This is a genomic window from Leisingera daeponensis DSM 23529 (assembly GCF_000473145.1).
In the GTDB taxonomy this organism is placed as follows: Bacteria; Pseudomonadota; Alphaproteobacteria; order Rhodobacterales; family Rhodobacteraceae; genus Leisingera; species Leisingera daeponensis.
Map to the genome: position 1 here is coordinate 3,364,327 of NZ_KI421500.1, position 14,884 is coordinate 3,379,210.

15 protein-coding genes are annotated in these 14,884 nt (G+C 66.6%); 7 read left to right on the plus strand and 8 right to left on the minus strand.

Features of this window, described 5'->3' with window-relative positions:
* Positions 1 to 14: 14 nt before the first annotated feature.
* The gene (locus DAEP_RS0116895; protein WP_036760787.1) at positions 15 to 989 is read right to left on the minus strand and encodes a YVTN family beta-propeller repeat protein; all 975 of its coding nucleotides are present in this window, start codon (positions 987 to 989) and stop codon (positions 15 to 17) included.
* Positions 986 to 2,149: an ABC transporter substrate-binding protein gene (locus tag DAEP_RS0116900; protein ID WP_036760789.1), complete on the minus strand. Its 1,164-nt coding sequence runs from the start codon at positions 2,147 to 2,149 to the stop codon at positions 986 to 988. Before DAEP_RS0116900 ends, DAEP_RS0116895 begins: the two co-directional genes overlap by 4 nt.
* A 169-nt stretch (positions 2,150 to 2,318) precedes the next feature.
* On the opposite strand from DAEP_RS0116900, the gene pedF reads away from it, so the two are divergent.
* Positions 2,319 to 2,996 (plus strand): cytochrome c-550 PedF, encoded by a 678-nt coding sequence (gene pedF / locus DAEP_RS0116905; RefSeq protein ID WP_027245490.1) that lies wholly within the window; start codon positions 2,319 to 2,321, stop codon positions 2,994 to 2,996.
* An 18-nt stretch (positions 2,997 to 3,014) separates the two neighbouring features.
* Positions 3,015 to 3,917, plus strand: coding sequence for a substrate-binding periplasmic protein (locus DAEP_RS0116910; RefSeq protein ID WP_027245491.1), 903 nt, complete (start codon positions 3,015 to 3,017; stop codon positions 3,915 to 3,917).
* A 6-nt stretch (positions 3,918 to 3,923) separates the two neighbouring features.
* Here the strand turns inward: DAEP_RS0116910 and DAEP_RS0116915 are convergent, their stop codons facing one another.
* Both DAEP_RS0116915 and DAEP_RS0116920 read right to left on the minus strand, forming a co-directional pair.
* Positions 3,924 to 4,829 carry an FAD:protein FMN transferase gene (locus DAEP_RS0116915; RefSeq protein ID WP_036760791.1) on the minus strand — a complete coding sequence of 302 codons (906 nt, stop codon included), beginning with the start codon at positions 4,827 to 4,829 and terminating at the stop codon, positions 3,924 to 3,926.
* The gene (locus DAEP_RS0116920; protein WP_027245493.1) at positions 4,826 to 6,910 is read right to left on the minus strand and encodes a 4Fe-4S binding protein; all 2,085 of its coding nucleotides are present in this window, start codon (positions 6,908 to 6,910) and stop codon (positions 4,826 to 4,828) included. Before DAEP_RS0116920 ends, DAEP_RS0116915 begins: the two co-directional genes overlap by 4 nt.
* 137 nt (positions 6,911 to 7,047) lie before the next feature.
* Between DAEP_RS0116920 and pqqA the strand changes: the two genes are divergently transcribed.
* Genes pqqA through pqqE form a run of 5 tightly spaced genes read left to right on the plus strand, consistent with a single transcriptional unit; the run spans position 7,048 to position 10,176 of the window.
* Positions 7,048 to 7,155: a pyrroloquinoline quinone precursor peptide PqqA gene (gene pqqA / locus DAEP_RS0116925; RefSeq protein ID WP_027245494.1), complete on the plus strand. Its 108-nt coding sequence runs from the start codon at positions 7,048 to 7,050 to the stop codon at positions 7,153 to 7,155.
* Between the two features lie 21 nt (positions 7,156 to 7,176).
* Positions 7,177 to 8,061, plus strand: a complete 885-nt coding sequence (pqqB, locus tag DAEP_RS0116930) for a pyrroloquinoline quinone biosynthesis protein PqqB (RefSeq protein ID WP_027245495.1) — start codon at positions 7,177 to 7,179, stop codon at positions 8,059 to 8,061.
* On the plus strand, positions 8,058 to 8,810 hold the full coding sequence (gene pqqC, locus DAEP_RS0116935; RefSeq protein ID WP_245595109.1) for a pyrroloquinoline-quinone synthase PqqC: 753 nt from the start codon (positions 8,058 to 8,060) through the stop codon (positions 8,808 to 8,810). Before pqqB ends, pqqC begins: the two co-directional genes overlap by 4 nt.
* Positions 8,807 to 9,094: a pyrroloquinoline quinone biosynthesis peptide chaperone PqqD gene (gene pqqD, locus DAEP_RS0116940; RefSeq protein WP_027245496.1), complete on the plus strand. Its 288-nt coding sequence runs from the start codon at positions 8,807 to 8,809 to the stop codon at positions 9,092 to 9,094. The genes pqqC and pqqD overlap by 4 nt, the downstream gene beginning before the upstream one ends.
* Positions 9,091 to 10,176 carry a pyrroloquinoline quinone biosynthesis protein PqqE gene (pqqE, locus tag DAEP_RS0116945; RefSeq protein ID WP_027245497.1) on the plus strand — a complete coding sequence of 362 codons (1,086 nt, stop codon included), beginning with the start codon at positions 9,091 to 9,093 and terminating at the stop codon, positions 10,174 to 10,176. Before pqqD ends, pqqE begins: the two co-directional genes overlap by 4 nt.
* A gap of 151 nt (positions 10,177 to 10,327) precedes the next feature.
* On the opposite strand, the gene DAEP_RS0116950 is transcribed toward pqqE, so the two are convergent.
* From DAEP_RS0116950 to DAEP_RS0116965, 4 genes are all read right to left on the minus strand, one after another.
* The gene (locus DAEP_RS0116950; protein ID WP_027245498.1) at positions 10,328 to 11,884 is read right to left on the minus strand and encodes a cisplatin damage response ATP-dependent DNA ligase; all 1,557 of its coding nucleotides are present in this window, start codon (positions 11,882 to 11,884) and stop codon (positions 10,328 to 10,330) included.
* The gene (locus tag DAEP_RS0116955) at positions 11,884 to 12,897 is read right to left on the minus strand and encodes a ligase-associated DNA damage response exonuclease (RefSeq protein WP_008557923.1); all 1,014 of its coding nucleotides are present in this window, start codon (positions 12,895 to 12,897) and stop codon (positions 11,884 to 11,886) included. The genes DAEP_RS0116950 and DAEP_RS0116955 overlap by 1 nt, the downstream gene beginning before the upstream one ends.
* A 127-nt stretch (positions 12,898 to 13,024) precedes the next feature.
* Positions 13,025 to 14,341 (minus strand): TRAP transporter large permease, encoded by a 1,317-nt coding sequence (locus DAEP_RS0116960; RefSeq protein WP_027245499.1) that lies wholly within the window; start codon positions 14,339 to 14,341, stop codon positions 13,025 to 13,027.
* A gap of 11 nt (positions 14,342 to 14,352) precedes the next feature.
* Positions 14,353 to 14,853, minus strand: coding sequence for a TRAP transporter small permease (locus DAEP_RS0116965; RefSeq protein ID WP_027245500.1), 501 nt, complete (start codon positions 14,851 to 14,853; stop codon positions 14,353 to 14,355).
* Between the last annotated feature and the right edge of the window lie 31 nt (positions 14,854 to 14,884).

Consider the following 14,884-nt stretch of genomic DNA (forward strand, 5'->3'; position numbering starts at 1 on the left):
GGGCGCGGCAGGTCTCAGGGGCGCATCGCCGCGCCCCAGGGAAAACGGCCGACCTTGATCGACTTCAGCGCCTGGCGCCGGGCGGTGTCGATCACGGTGACGTCGCCGGACACGCCGTTGGTGGTGAACAGCAGCGACTTGTCGGGGGAAAACGCCATGTGCCAGACCCGGCGGCCGACCAGGATGTAATCCTCCACCTCCAGCGTCTCGGCATTGACCACCGCCACATGGTTGGACGGCCCAAGCGCTACAAAGGCGGTCTTTTCATCTTCGGTGAAGGCGAACCCGACCGGCTGCACGCGGTCGGGATGCACCCCCTTGACCTCAAAGGCGATCTTGCCGGTCTCGGTCTGGGTGGCGGTGTCGAAGACCGTAATGGTGCCGCCAATCTCGGAGGAGACCCACAGCGCGCTGCCGCCGGCGGTGAACTCAGCGTGGCGGGGGCGGGCGTCGACCAGCGTGTTGGCGAACAGCTGCTGCGTTTCCGTGTCGATCCAATGCGCCATGTTGGTGGTCTCCGACGTGGTGATGGCGATCCTGCCATCGGGCGAGACGGCCATGCCCTCGGGTTCGATCCCGACGTTGATCTGGGCGACCACCTTGCGGGTTTCGGTGTCGACCACCGTGGTCACGGCGTCATCCTCGTTGGCGATGTACAGATGGCGGTCGTTCGGGTGCAGAACGAACTGCTCGGGATCCTCGCCCGAGGGCAGCTCGTGCAGGACCTCGCCGGTGACGGCATCCAGAACCTGAACCGTGTCGCTGTCGGAGGCGCAGACATAGGCTCGCGAGAAGTCCTTGGAGAATGTGATGCCGCGCGGCCGCTCTCCCGTTGCGATGGTGCGGACCACCTCCAGCGTGGCTATGTCGATCACGCTGATGGTGTCGTCCTTTTCATTTGTGACCCAGATTTCCTGGGCATCAAGGGGCGCGGCGGCCAGCAGCGCCGGAAAGGCCAGCGCGGCAAGGGGTTTTGCAGCAAATGTCATTGGAAGGCTCCGCAGCGGCTTTCGGGTTCATCAAGGCCAAGGGTGTCAAGTTCGCTGTGCTGGTGCAGGAAACCGGGCAAGGGCGCCTGCGCTGCCAGCGCGCGGGGAGTGGCAAGCGGGATCGGCTGGCGCAGCTGACCGTTCCAGCTCCGGTAGCTGAGCGGGCGGCCCTTGAAACCCGCCAGCTCGAACGCGTCCGACAGCAGGTATTGGCGCAGGACGCCCGCGTCGCCTGAGCCGGTGCGGGTCACAGCCTCGCCGATGCTGCGCACCGCGGCCCAGGCGGCGTAGTCTCGTGCCAGCATCTTGCGCCCGGCCAGGTCCTGAAACCGCGACTGCAACTGCGCGGCGCCCCATTGCTCGACCACCGGCGCCCAGGCCGCGGGCACCAGCCCCTCAGAACCGGCAACCGGGCGCGGCAGCCAGGTGTTGTACGGCAGGTAGCGGGCGAAATCCTGAAGCTCGTCGGCGACCAGCAGCAGATCGTGGCGGCCCAGCCCCTGCGACATCAGCGGCACCTCCTGCGCGGCGTTGCGGCGCATGTCGGCGCCATAGTCCCAAGTCTGCTCAGCTGTGATTTCCAGCCCGAACTTGGCAGCGCTCCGGCGCAGCGCGGCGGCAAAGGCCTGGTCCTGCGGGTGGCTGCCAGAAATCAGTGCGAGGCCGGTCCAGCGCTTGGTCAGCGCAAACTGCATCAGCGCATCGCTGCGCATCAGGTCCGAGGGCAGAGTGTGCAAGAGGTTGCGGCGGCAGTCGCCGCTGCGCAGGCCAATGTCCGGGCTGGCAACGTTGAACAGCAACGCTTCCTGCGCCTCCGGCAGCGCGGCGGCGGTCAGCAGCGCAGGTTTGGGCGCATCGAGGATCAGCAGCGCGCTGCGGCTCAGCGCCGCCCGCGCCGCCGCGGCAAAATCGCCCCCCGGCGGCACCGCCACCGTCTCCAGGCTGTAGCTGTGGCCAAGGAAGCTGCCGGTGGTCCGGTTGTCGGCCAGCCCCAGCCTTGCGCCGGTCTCGCCCAGGTCCGCGGGCTGCGGGTCGAGATTGGAGAGGGTGGGGGGCTGCTGCTCCTGCTGCTTCAGGTAGATGACCGGCACCTCAAGTCCCGCGGCCGCGGCAAGGGCGGCGGGGCAAAGGGCCATCAGGAATGTGATCAGAAAGCGCATGGGGCACCCGGTTCTGGCTGCATGAGCCGAGCGTACTGCCGCCCAGAGGCCCGCTGCCATTGGACCAAGGTCGTAGGCCGCCAGCGCGGTTCTCCAACTTAAGTCGCGTATCGGGGCAGGGGCCGGGCTGGCTATGCTTGCGGCAAGCACAAACTTACGGGAGGAACTCATGTTCAAATTGCCTCTTGCGGCCCTCGGGCTCGCGGCTCTTGCCTCAGCGGCGCTGGCCCACGGAGACGTCGCGCCGCAACCGGTGAATACCGATGCCCTGCCCGATGTGGGCGAGGAATGGCTGACCGAAAACCCCTATCGCGGCCAGGAGGCGGAGGTCTGGCAGGCGGCGATTGACATTGGCGGCAGCGGCTACAACCAGAACTGTGCCCGCTGCCACGGGCTCGGCGGCGTTTCTGGCGGGCTGGCGCCTGACCTGCGCTACCTGGAGGCGGAGGAGATGGGCGACGAGTGGTTCGTCGAACGCTTCCGCACCGGCTACACCCAGAACGGCATCACCAAGATGCCCGCCTTCGGGGAGCTGCTGGGCCAGAAGGCCGCCTGGGCGATCCGCACCTACCTGGAAACCCGCCCTGACGATGGCGCCCTGGACGAGGCCACCGGCCGTCTGCTGGAAATCCGCGATGAGCTGACGGCCCTGGCCGGCGGCGGCGGCGGTGATGCAGCGGCGCTGCGCGCGGAGCTTTCGGAAATCGCGGAGGGTGTCGAAACCGGGTCCGGCGCGCCGGTTGCCGACAGCGCGGCCTACCGGGCTGCGAGCCTGATCGGCGGCGCGCAGCCGGACTTTGCCGGGGCTGCGGAGGCCCTGACCGTCGGCCTCTCGGCGGCGCACTAAGGCAGGGGGCTGCGGCACATGAGACAGAAGCTGGCCGGACTTCTTGTGGTTGCTGCGCTGGCCTGCGGCTGGGCGCAGCCCGGCCAGGCCCGCTGTGCGGACCACGTGCCGCAGCCCAAGCCGCAGAACGCCTCCCGCGATATCGTCGGGCAGGACCTTGAGACCATCCTTGAGCGCGGCTTCATCACCTTTGCGGCTTATGAGGAATTTCCGCCCTGGTCCTACGAGGAGGCGGGAAGCATCAAAGGCGCCGACATCGACCTTGCCCGGCTGATTGCCGCTGAGCTGGGGGTCGAGGCCCGGTTCACGCTGGTCGTAGCGGGCGAAAACCTGGACGCGGATTTGCGCAACTGGATCTGGAAGGGGCCGATCGTGGGCGGCAGCGTGGCCAACGTCATGCTGCATGTGCCTTATGACAGCGAATTTGCCTGCCGGGTCGAACAGGTGGTGTTCACCGGCCAGTACCACGTCGAGGAGGTAGCCATTGCCTACCGCCGGGAGGTTTATCCCGAAGACCCGCCGGTGCCGGCCTATTTCCGCTTCGACAGCGTCGCGGTGGAAAACGACTCGATTGCCGATTTCTACCTCTCCGCCTTTCCCGGCGGCCAGCTCAGCGGCAATATCCGCCGCTACCCGACGGCGGCCGACGCAATGGCGGGGCTGGACCGGGCGGAGACCAAGGCGGCAATGGGACCGCTGGCGCAGCTGGAGGCCGGGCTGACCGCACAGACCGCCGTCCATACGCCGCCGCTGCCTGGCTTCTCCGCGGGCACCTGGACTGCCGGGGTGGCGGTGCATTTTTCCTACCGCCCGCTGGCCTATGCGGTGGAGGATGCCATTGCTGCCGCGCTGCAGGATGGCCGGATTGCCGCCATTTTCGCAGCCCACGGTCTCAGCCACCGGCCGCCAGAGCTGCGCTGATCCAGCTTACCCCAGCGTTTTCAGGCTGCCATCCTGCGCCAGCAGAGTGGCCTTGGTGCCTGCGGGAAGGCGCGCCAGGGCGGCGGTGATTTCACTTTCGCTCATCAGGCAGAAGGCGGTGGAGGCGGCATCCGCCAGCGCGGCGCTCGCGGCCTCGGTGCTGACAGTGGCCCATAGCGGCCGGCGGTCAAGCGCGGGGTGCAGGATATGCGCCGCGCCCCGCAGCCGCAGCGCGCCGGGGCTGGAGGTGGCGATGGCGCGGCCGGTCAGGCTGCGGGCGGCAAAGACGCCGTGTTCCGGATCGGCGAGCCCGATGCGGAACGGGCCGCCGAGGGCGGCAAACTCGCCGGCATTGACCAGAACCCGCTCCAGCCCCAAGCGGCCATGCGCGGCGCGGACCATGCCGGTGGCATAGCCCTGGGCAATGCCATTAAAGGTCAGCGCCTGGCCCGGCGCCAGCCGGATTTCCTGTGCCGTCACCGACACCTTGTGCCAGCCGGTGAGGCGGGCGGCCTCGCGGACGCCGCCACCCTGCGCCAGCGCCTGCCAAAGCGGCTGGACCGTGGGGTCGAACACTCCCGCTGTTGCCGCGTGCATCCGGGTGCAGAGCCGGGCCAGATCCAGAAACGGCGGCGGCGGGTTCTTCAGAACCCCGGTCCGGTTCAGGCGCGACAGCGCGGAGGCCGGATCGTAGAGGCTGAACAGCTGTTCAGCCTGCCGCAGCTGCGACAGCGTGGCGGCAATCGCCTGGTCTGCCAGCGGCGGCGGCGCATGGATGGTCAGGCGCGCCTCGGCGCCCAGGGCAACCCCCTGCCAGGTGACGGGCGCGGCCCGCGACGCCGGAGCCGCGGCACCAAGGGGGGCGGCGGCAGAGATTGCCAGGAACCTGCGGCGGTTCAGTTTGGCGTTCATTCCGCGGCCTCCAGCGGCTGTTTCTTGCGCGCCGACAGGATCAGCGGCACGCAGCGGGCCGGGTCGTCGTGGATCGACACGCAATCGAGGCAGCCGAAGCATTCGTCATAGCGGACCGCGCCGGATGGTTTGATCGCGCCATAGGCGCATTTCACCCGGCACAGCTGACAGGGGCTGCCGCAGGCGCCGCGCCGGTCGATCCAGTCGCGCCGCCGCAGCAGCCCGCCTGCCGCCATCGCTGCGCCCAGCGGGCACAGATAGCGGCAGAAGGGTTTGAACAGCACCAGCCCCGCCGCCAGCCAGAAGACGGCATAGGCAGTGAAATACCATTCGCGCAGGAAATAGGTGGTGATTGCGGTCTTGAAGGGTTCGACCTCGGCTGCGGTGTCCACATGCGCAGGCGCCAGGAAAACCAGCGAAACCAGCCCCGCCAGCACCCCGTACTTAAGATACCTGAGCCGCCCGTCCCAGGCAGGCGGAAGGCCTGTTTGCGGCAGGCCCAGCTTGCGGCCCAGATGGTGCGCGAACTCCTGCAGCGCGCCGAACGGGCACAGCCAGCCGCAGAACAGGGCCCGCCCCCACAGCACCAGCCCGAGGATGGCAACACCCCAGATCAGGAGCGAAAACGGGTCGTAGGCGAGAATGGCAAAGCTGCCGCCCTCGGCCGCGGCGCGCAGCACACCCAGCACGGTGACGATGGACAGCTGGCCTTGGCCCCACCAGCCGATGAACAGGGTGACAGCCGCCAGCACCGTCAGCCGCAGCGGAGTCAGCACCTTGCGGGCGGCGATCCGGCCTTGGGCCAGCAGCAGCGCGGCGGTCAGCGCGCTCAGCAGCAGGGCCAGAACGATCAGGTCCGTATGGCGGCTGCGCAGTGCCTCCAGCCAGGGCGGCACGGGCGCCGGGGCCTCGGCCCGCTGGAAAAAGCGTTCGGGGGTCCGGTGGGTGACAGGGAATTCCACGGTGCCCGTTTCCGGCTGGAACATGCCATGCGCGCGCACCGCCTGGGCGTGCAGGGTCCACTCCTGCGCCGGGTCAAAGCCGAGGCGGCGGTCGGCCCGCAGGATCATCGCCGTGCCGTCGTGCAAAGGGTCTGGCAGATCCGGCGACAGCTCCACCAGGAGGTCGCTGTCCCGCAGCGCCACCGGCAGTCCGTTCTGCGTTGCAAACACCCGGTCCGGGGCGGTGTTGCGGATGAACTCCGGGCTGACCAGCCCATGGCGGCCGGTCTCGATCAGCAAGAGCGGCTCATCATCGGGGGAGATCGCCAGAAAATCCTGCAGTTCGTTGTAACCGTCGCGCGACAGTGCCGCCTGAGCGATTGACGGTGGCCCGAGGTCGATGATCCAGAGATCCAGATAGGCTGCCTCGGGGTGCTGCTGCGCCTCCGGATCGTCATCGGCCCAGAGGGTGCCGGCGAACGCCGCGTCTACCTCCGCATTGGAGACGGTGGCGCGGGTGGCCAGCCCCTGATCCACCAGCGCCGCCCAGTCCAGCGGCTCGCTGTGGTCCGGGTCCGGCCGGGCCGGGGGGGCGGTGATCACGCCGTGCATCTTCTCGCGCGCGACCGCCAGCGCCGCAGCCATCACCGAGTCATGCGCGATCCGCACCGACGCGGTCGCCTTGCTCACCCCGTCGAGATAGACCAGCGATGAGCCGGAATCCGTCTCGCCATAGGGGCTGCCGACGGTGATGGCCGAAAAGACAGACAGGCCGGGATACTGCTCAAAGAACCTGTGGAACGGGGCCGGGCCAAGCCCGGAGACAAAGACCGGCTCGTTATGGCTGATCAGCCGGACATCCAGAAAATTGCCATTCAGGTCCAGCAGTACCAGCACGTTGACCGGCGCGCCGGAAAATCCGGGCAGGGGGGCCAGTGGCTCGGTTTCAAAGGCATAGCCCGCCTCCGCCCCGCCGGAGTTGAGCAGCGTATAGACACCCTTGCTGTTCACCGGTTCGCCCAGAGAGAACGGCGGCATGATCAGGGCGCTGATCTCCTCGCGGGGCAAGGGTGACGCCGCCAGCGCGCTGGCCGCAAACAGCCAGGCCTGAAGCCAGAGTATGAACCGGGAGACGCGCATGGCTGGCAGTCTGCCGAGCGGCGCGCCTGCGTGCCATTGGACCAAAGTCTGAGACCGCCCCTACGACCAAAGGCCAATACCGGGGCCAGGGGCGGGCAGCTAGGCTGAGGGGATCAAAGCCAGCAAAGGAGGATGCAATGGCCTGGTCTGCCCCGAAACTGAAAGAAATCAACTGCGGCATGGAAATCAACATGTACTCCCCGTCCGAGGACGACGGCCGCGAATACGAACCCGATCTGTTCTGACCGCCAAACAGGAAAACGGCCATGCGGTTTCTGGTTCTTGGTGCGGCAGCGGGCGGCGGCCTGCCCCAGTGGAATTGCGGCTGCCGGAACTGCCGGGACGCGCGTCTCGGCAGGATCGCTTCCGCCACCCAGTCGTCGCTGGCCGTGTCATTGGACGGGCAGAACTGGGCCGTTCTGAACACCTCTCCCGATATCCGTGTTCAGTTGCAGAACTGCCCGTCCATGCACCCGCAGTCGCTGCGCCACAGCCCGCTGCGCGCAGTGCTGCTGACCAATGGCGATATTGACCACATTGCGGGGCTGCTGTCGTTGCGGGAACAGTCGCCATTCACCCTGTTCGCCACGGCCGGCCTGCTGGATGTGCTGGCGGCCAACCCGGTGTTCAACGCGCTTCCGGCGGCTGTCGGCCGCCATCCGGTGCGGCTGAGCGAGGGCTTCGAGCTGCTTCCGGGCTTGCAGGCCAAGGTCTTTGCGGTGCCCGGCAAGGTGCCGCTCTTCATGGAAGGCGGGCAGGTGCAGACGGATCTGATGGGCGAGCAGACCGTCGGCGTCCGGCTGTCCGACGGCACCAAAACCGCCTATTACATCCCCGGCTGTTCCGGTGTCTCCGCAGAGCTGCTGGAGATACTGGCCGACGCTGATCACATCTTTTTTGACGGCACGCTCTGGCACGATCAGGAGATGATCCAGAGCGGGACGGGCGCCAAGACCGGCCTGCGGATGGGGCATATCTCCATCAGCGGCCCCCAAGGCTCCATCGCCAGTTTGCGGAGTGTGGATGCCGCCAAGACGTTCATTCACATCAACAACACCAACCCTGTCTGGCAGCCCGGCAGCGCCGAACGCGCGCAGGTGCTGGCCGCCGGATGGACAATTGCAGCGGATGGAATGGAGATCGCCCTATGAACGCCCAACCCCGGGAAATGCCGGCCAGAGAGCCGCTTGAGGCCCGCTTGCGCGCCATCGGCGCGGCGCGCTACCACGACAAGCACCCGTTTCACCACAGGCTGCACGGCGGCGAGTGTTCGCCCGACGAGGTCCGCGCCTGGGTGATCAACCGCTGGGCCTATCAGGCGGCGATCCCGATGAAGGACGCGGCCTTTCTGTCGCGCTGCACCGATCCTGCCATGCGCCGGGCCTGGCGCAGCCGGATTGAAGACCATGACGGCGGCATCAGCGAAGGCGGCGGCATCCGCCGCTGGCTGCGGCTGGCCGAAGCGGTCGGGCTCGATCCGGACTACGTGGCCTCCGGCCGGGGCGTGCTGCCGGCCACCCAGTTCGCTGTGGACGCTTATATCCGCTACGTCCGCGACATGCCGCTGCTGCAGGCGGTGGCCTCGTCACTGACGGAACTGTTCGCCCCCTCTATCCACGAACGGCGGATCGAAGGCCTGCTTCAGCACTACGATTTCGCCAATGCTGCCAGCCTGTCCTATTTCCGCAAACGGCTGACTGAGGCGCCGAAAGATGTGAAATTCGGTCTGGCCTGGGTGCTGGAGAACGCGGACACCCCGGAAAAGGAAGGCGCCGCCTGCGAGGCGCTGATCTTCAAGACCAATGTCCTGTGGGCGCAGCTGGATGCGCTTTGGGGCGCCTATGTGGAGCCGGGGCGGATTCCGCCGGGCGCCTGGCAGCCGGGCGAGGGGCTGGCATGACACTGGCGCTTGCCCCGACGGACCGCCCCTATCTGCCGCGCGGGGTGCGGATGATCACGGACAAGGTGCGGGGCGGCACGGTGCTGCTTTGCCCGGAAAAGGCCATTGCCTTGGATGCCATCGGCGAGGCGATCTTGTCGCGGGTGGATGGCAGCGCTTCGTTCAAGGAAATCGTTGCCGGTCTGGCGGCGGCCTATGATGCCCCGGCGGAGCAGATCTCCGGTGACGTGCAGCGCTTTCTGGCCGGGCTGCGGGCCCGCATGTATCTGGCGGTGAACCCATGACCGTGCCGCCGCCCATCGCGATGCTGGCTGAGCTGACGCACCGCTGCCCGCTGGCCTGCCCCTATTGCTCCAACCCGCAGGACCTGCTGGGCCGCGAGGCCGAGATGACCACCGCCGAATGGGCGGATGCCTTCCGCCAGGCTGCCGAGCTGGGTGTCCTGCAACTGCACCTCTCCGGCGGCGAACCCGCCGCGCGTCCCGATCTGGCGGACCTCACCGCGGCGGCACAGGGCTGCGGGCTCTATACCAACCTGATCACCAGCGGCATTGGACTGACTCCCAAGCGTCTGGATGCGCTGGAGGCGGCTGGGCTGGACCATATCCAGCTGTCGCTGCAGGGCACAACTGCGGAGCTTGCGGATTGGATCGGCGGCTACAAAGGCGGGTTTGACCGCAAGATGCAAATCGCTGCGGAGATCAAGGCCCGGGGAATTCCCCTGACACTGAACGCCGTGATGCACCGGCACAATCTGGATGATCTGGAACGCACCATAGAAATGGCTGTCGAAATGGGTGCCCGGCGGCTAGAGGTCGCCTGCGTTCAGTTCCACGGTTGGGCGTCCCGCAACCGGGCGCAGCTGCTGCCAACCCGCGCGCAGGCAGAGGCCGCCAAGCGCATGGTTGCCGAGGCAGAGCAGCGGCTGCGCGGGGTGCTGGCGTTTGATTTCGTGCCGCCCGACTACTACGCGGATTATCCCAAGGCCTGCATGGGGGGCTGGGGGACAGCCGGGCTGAACATCGCGCCGGACGGCACCGTGCTGCCCTGTCATGCGGCCCAGACCATTCCGCATCTGGACTTTGACAATGTCCGCAGCAAACCGCTCGCGGCGATCTGGTACGGCGGCGCGGCCTTCAATGCCTACCGCGGCACCGATTGGCTGCCGCAGCCCTGCCGCAGCTGCGACCGCAAGGACACCGATTTCGGCGGCTGCCGCTGCCAGGCGCTGGCCCTTGCCGGAGACGCAGGCGCAACCGATCCCGTGTGCCGCAAATCGCCCCGGCATCAGGCCGTGGCTGATCTGCTTGAAGCGGGCGGCGACGGGGCAGAAGAACCTTTTGTCTACCGCAGCGCCGCACGCTGAGGAATTGCGGCGCAGGCTGCGGTTTTCCGGAGGCTCTTGGCATATCACCTCTGCGGGTGTGCACCTTGCACAGGCAATCCCAGCTCGGGAGGCGGGGGTGTTTCCAGGCACATCCGCGCTGGGGCACAGCGCGCACCGTCAATGCGCAAACTCATAAAAACTGTTTCAGCTCATCCAGCGTCCCGGCTTCCGACGCCGGCTTGTCCGTCCGGATCCGGTTGATGCGTGGAAACCGCATCGCCAAGCCGCTTTTGTGGCGGCTGGATTGGTTCAAGCCTTCGAAGGCGACCTCCAGCACCAGCTCGGGCTTGACCGCGCGCACCGGCCCGAACCGGTCCGTGGTGTTGTTGCGCACGAACCTGTCCAGCTCTTTCAGTTCGGCGTCGGTGAAGCCGAAATACGCCTTGCCCACGGGCACCAGCTGATCGCCCTGCCACACGCCAAACGTAAAATCCGAATAATAACCCGAGCGTTTGCCGTGTCCGCGCTGCGCGTACAGCATGACGGCATCGACCAGCATCGGGTCGTGTTTCCATTTGAACCAATTGCCGCGTTTGCGCCCGGCAATATAGGCACTGCCGCGGCGCTTGATCATGACGCCTTCGACCACGCTGTCGGGCGGGTTTGCGCGAAGCTCTGCCAGGTCTTCCCAGCTTGAAAACGCAAGGGGAGGGGAGAGATCAATGCGCGGATCGCCGAGTTCAGCCACAACATCCCGCAGTCTGGCCTGCCGCTGGACCAGCGGCCGCTTGCGCCAGTCCTCGCCATTCCAAAAAAGAAGATCATAGGCACGGAAAGCTGCAGGGTGGCTTTCCAGGATAGCTTTGCCGGGCTTCTTGCGGCCCAAACGCTTTTGCAGATCGCCAAACGGGGCAACGCCGCAGCCGCGCTTGACCAGCAGTTCGCCGTCCAGCGTGCCCTCAAAGTTGAGGGCGCCGATAACATCGGGGAATGATCGCGAAATGTCCTCTCCCGTGCGGGAATAGAGACGCCGCGTGCCGCTGTCATTCACCGCCTGAACGCGAATGCCATCCCATTTCCATTCCGCTGTGAAATCGGCCGGTGCGAACTCTGCCAAATCCTCCAGATTGGTGGCCGTCGACAGCATCACTGGCCGGAAGGGGGCAGCCGCAAGGCTTACCGGTTTTTCACCGCCTTCGAGCCAGGCGAACAGCGGCAGATAGGGCGGGGTCAGCCCGTGCCAAAGTTCTTCGATCTCGGTGACCTCAACGCCGCCGAACCGGGCCAGCGCAGTCCTGGCAAGTTGAGCCGACACCCCGACACGCAAACCCCCCGTGGCTAGTTTCAGATAGGCATAGCGCTGCGAAGGCGTCATGTGCGTCAGGCGGCGGGCAATCAGGGCAGGCAGCTCCGCCTTTGCGGTGGCGGCCAGTTCCTCCACAGCATCGGTCAGGGGCATGTCTGCCACCGTGCCTGAATGCGGCCAGATCAGCGCAACGGTTTCTGCCAGGTCGCCGACAAACTCATAGGACAGGCGGAACAGTTCGGCATCTGTCTCCTCTGCCACCAGCCCCCGCAGAAGGGAGGGCGTCACATTGCGCAGCGCAAGATCACCCGTAAAGGCGGCAAGCGCGTAGCCGCGTTCGGGATCCGGCATCGTGCGGAAAGCTTCTACCAGATGCGCGATCTTGGCGTTGCGCGACGGCGTAAAGGCAAGCTGCTCCAGAACGCGGGCAAAAGACTGCATCAGTCCGCTTCCTCCTCATAGCCGACCAGCCGCAGCGGGCGGGCGGCGATCTGGTTCAATTCGCACCACCGCACCAGCGCGTCCTCCCGGCCATGCGTGACCCAGACCTGTCGCGGTGCCAGTTCCTGGATGGTCCTCGTCAGATCCTGCCAGTCTGCGTGGTCGCTGAGGATAAGCGGCAGCTCCACACCGCGCTGGCGGGCCCGTGCACGCACCTGCATCCAGCCGCTTGCAAAACAGATGACCGGATCGGGAAAGCGCTGCGCCCAGGTTGCCGCAAACGCCGAGGGCGGGCCAAGGATGATCTGCCCCTTGAACGCAGCCTTGCCGTCACCGGTTGTCGCCGGGCGCAGGTCGCCGAGGTCAACACCCTGTTCGATGTGGTAGTCGCACAACCGCTGCAACGCGCCGTGGATATAAATGGGCTGCTCCCAGCCTGCCTGTCTCAGCAGCGCTATGACCCGCTGAGCCTTACCCAAGGCATAGGCCCCGACGAGATGGCAGCGGTCAGGCTGCGCGGCGACGGACCGCAGCAGTTTTTCGATCTCGGAAAGGGGCGCGGGATGATTGAACACCGGCAGGCCAAAGGTCGCCTCGGTCACGAAGATATCGCAGGGGGCCAGCTGAAACGGCGCGCAGGCCGGGTTGTCTACCCGCGCATAGTCGCCGGAGACGGTGATGGCGGTGCTGCCATCCTCCACCGTGATCTGGCAGGACCCGAGAACGTGACCGGCCGGCGTGAAAGCTACGCGAATGCCGCCTGCCTCCGTTTGGCCTTCTACCGGAATACGGGTATCGCAGAACGCCTCGCCGTAACGGATCGCCATGATGTCAAGCGTTTGCGGGCTGGCCCAGACCGTGCCATGCCCTGCGCGCGCGTGGTCTGCATGGCCGTGCGTGATCATTGCGCGCGGCACAGGCCGCACCGGATCAATGAAAAAATCACCTGCCGGGCAGTAAAGCCCCTCCGGGCGCGGATGCAGCAGCTGTTCCGGGGGGCGTGAAGCGGTCAAAATGCGTACCCGTTTGCAACCTTCTCAGAGACGTCGCTTTAGAGTTAAGGTGCCTTGGGCGCTGAACAAGGGCAGGGCTCCGGCACGCCAGGCGGTTGCCGTACCTGGCGTGCGGACGGACAGCCGCCTATTTTGCCATCAGCCCCGGCAGCCATGTGCCCACGGCCGGCTGCCAGACAACCAACGCCAGCACCGCCAGCTTGATCACCAGGAAAGGCGTGACCGCAGCATAGATGTGCTTCATCCCGATGCCCTCAGGCGCCACGCCCCGCATCACGAACAGCAGCAGCCCGAAGGGCGGGGTCAGCAGGCCGATCTCCATGGTCAGCAGGTAGACCACGCCCAGCACCAGCTCGTTGATTCCCATCTGTGCTGCCAGCGGCACAAACACCGGCACGGTCACCATCAGCATCGACACCTGATCGACGAAACAGCCGAGCAGCAGCAGGATCACGATCATGCCGACCAGCACCATGGTGGGGGTCGGGTCCACCGCGTTGATCGCCTTGATCAGCCCGTTGGTGGCGCCGCTGAAGGACAGCACCTGGGCAAAGGTCTGGCTGGCGGCCATGATGAACAGGATCATCACCGACAGTTTCACGGTTTCCATCAGCGCCCTGCCGACTTTTTCAAACGACAGCGACCGGTACGCCGCACCGGTGGCAAGCGCGGCCAGACAGCCAAGCGCGGCGGACTCTGTTGGGGTCGCGAACCCCAGCAGCAGGCTGCCGATCACCACGGCGAACAGCACCGACAGCGGAGCCACATATATCAGGAAGGGCCGCCAGCGCTCTCCCAGACTCATCTGGGGCAGATCGTCCGGCGGCGCCACTGTTGGATCCAGCAGGCTGCGGGTCACAATATAGACGACGAAGGCGGCGGCCAGCAGCAGGGCGGGCATGACGCCCGCCACCAGCAGCCCGGCGATGGAAATCCCTGCCAGGCTGCCGACCAGCACCGCCAGCGCCGACGGCGGGATCAGCATGGCAATGGCGCCCGAGGCCATGATCGGCCCCATCGCCATGGTCGGGTGATAGCCCCGCTGCAGCATCCCCGGCATCAGGGTCGATCCTAGCATGGCAGTATTGGCGATGGTCGAGCCCGACAGCGCGGCAAAGATGGTGCCGCCGAACACTGTGACCACCGACAGCCGCCCGGGCACCCGGGTGACCACCCGCTCGATCGCGTCGATGGCTCGGTGGGCGATACCGGTCTGGAACAGGATCTCTCCCATCAGGATGAACAGCGGGATCGGCGCCATCTGGAAATTGGCTATTGACTGGGTGGCATTGCGGGCCAGCTGCAGCAGGCCGCGGTCGCCGCCCAGAACTTCGTAAGCGCCGATCATGGTGACGGTGATAAAGGCGAAGGCCACCGGCAGACCGGTCAGCAGCAGCGCGGCCAGGCCGCCCAGCATCAGCGACAGGGTAAGGATCCAGTCCATTGGCAGTCCTTTCAGAGGCCGGAGAGCGGCGTGTCTCCCGCTTCAGGGCGGAAAATCTTGCGCAGGAATTCGAGGGTGCACAGCGCCATCGACAGCGGCAGAACTGTCAGCGTCCACCATTCCGGAAAGGTGAAGGCGGTGCGCACCATGGAGCCGCGGGCATAGGATTGCATCAGCGCCTGCAGCCCGGCCCATCCAAGGACAGCACAGGTTGCCGCGCCCAGCAGGCAGGCCGCCAGAACGACCCTGCGGCGGGCGCGCGGCGGCAGCCCATGGGTGATCAGGTCAACCTGCACATGGGCGTTGAGGCGCAGCACCCAGGGCGCCCCGAGGAATGCCGCCGCCATCAGCCCGTATTCGATGGCATCGAGCGCGCCGTAGATCACCGGCAGCCCGAGGTTGCGCAACAGCACATTGAGCGGAATCACCAGGGTGATCGCGGCGAGAATGGCAGCGCTGAGCACGGCGAGGCCGGTGAGCAGGACGCCGAAATTGCGGTCTAAGCGGGTCATGAGCACAGAGGCGGGGCGGCGCCAGGCCGCC

Bases quoted from the DNA above. Each gene is read 5' to 3' on its own strand.
- DAEP_RS0116965 (WP_027245500.1), bottom strand. From the start codon at position 14,853: ATGACCCGCTTAGACCGCAATTTCGGCGTCCTGCTCACCGGCCTCGCC.
- DAEP_RS0116915 (WP_036760791.1), bottom strand. From the start codon at position 4,829: ATGAACGCCAAACTGAACCGCCGCAGGTTCCTGGCAATCTCTGCCGCC.
- pqqE (WP_027245497.1), top strand. From the start codon at position 9,091: ATGACCGTGCCGCCGCCCATCGCGATGCTGGCTGAGCTGACGCACCGC.
- pqqC (WP_245595109.1), top strand. From the start codon at position 8,058: ATGAACGCCCAACCCCGGGAAATGCCGGCCAGAGAGCCGCTTGAGGCC.
- DAEP_RS0116920 (WP_027245493.1), bottom strand. From the start codon at position 6,910: ATGCGCGTCTCCCGGTTCATACTCTGGCTTCAGGCCTGGCTGTTTGCG.
- DAEP_RS0116950 (WP_027245498.1), bottom strand. From the start codon at position 11,884: ATGCAGTCTTTTGCCCGCGTTCTGGAGCAGCTTGCCTTTACGCCGTCG.
- pqqA (WP_027245494.1), top strand. From the start codon at position 7,048: ATGGCCTGGTCTGCCCCGAAACTGAAAGAAATCAACTGCGGCATGGAA.
- DAEP_RS0116900 (WP_036760789.1), bottom strand. From the start codon at position 2,149: ATGCGCTTTCTGATCACATTCCTGATGGCCCTTTGCCCCGCCGCCCTT.
- pqqD (WP_027245496.1), top strand. From the start codon at position 8,807: ATGACACTGGCGCTTGCCCCGACGGACCGCCCCTATCTGCCGCGCGGG.
- pqqB (WP_027245495.1), top strand. From the start codon at position 7,177: ATGCGGTTTCTGGTTCTTGGTGCGGCAGCGGGCGGCGGCCTGCCCCAG.
- DAEP_RS0116895 (WP_036760787.1), bottom strand. From the start codon at position 989: ATGACATTTGCTGCAAAACCCCTTGCCGCGCTGGCCTTTCCGGCGCTG.
- pedF (WP_027245490.1), top strand. From the start codon at position 2,319: ATGTTCAAATTGCCTCTTGCGGCCCTCGGGCTCGCGGCTCTTGCCTCA.
- DAEP_RS0116960 (WP_027245499.1), bottom strand. From the start codon at position 14,341: ATGGACTGGATCCTTACCCTGTCGCTGATGCTGGGCGGCCTGGCCGCG.
- DAEP_RS0116910 (WP_027245491.1), top strand. From the start codon at position 3,015: ATGAGACAGAAGCTGGCCGGACTTCTTGTGGTTGCTGCGCTGGCCTGC.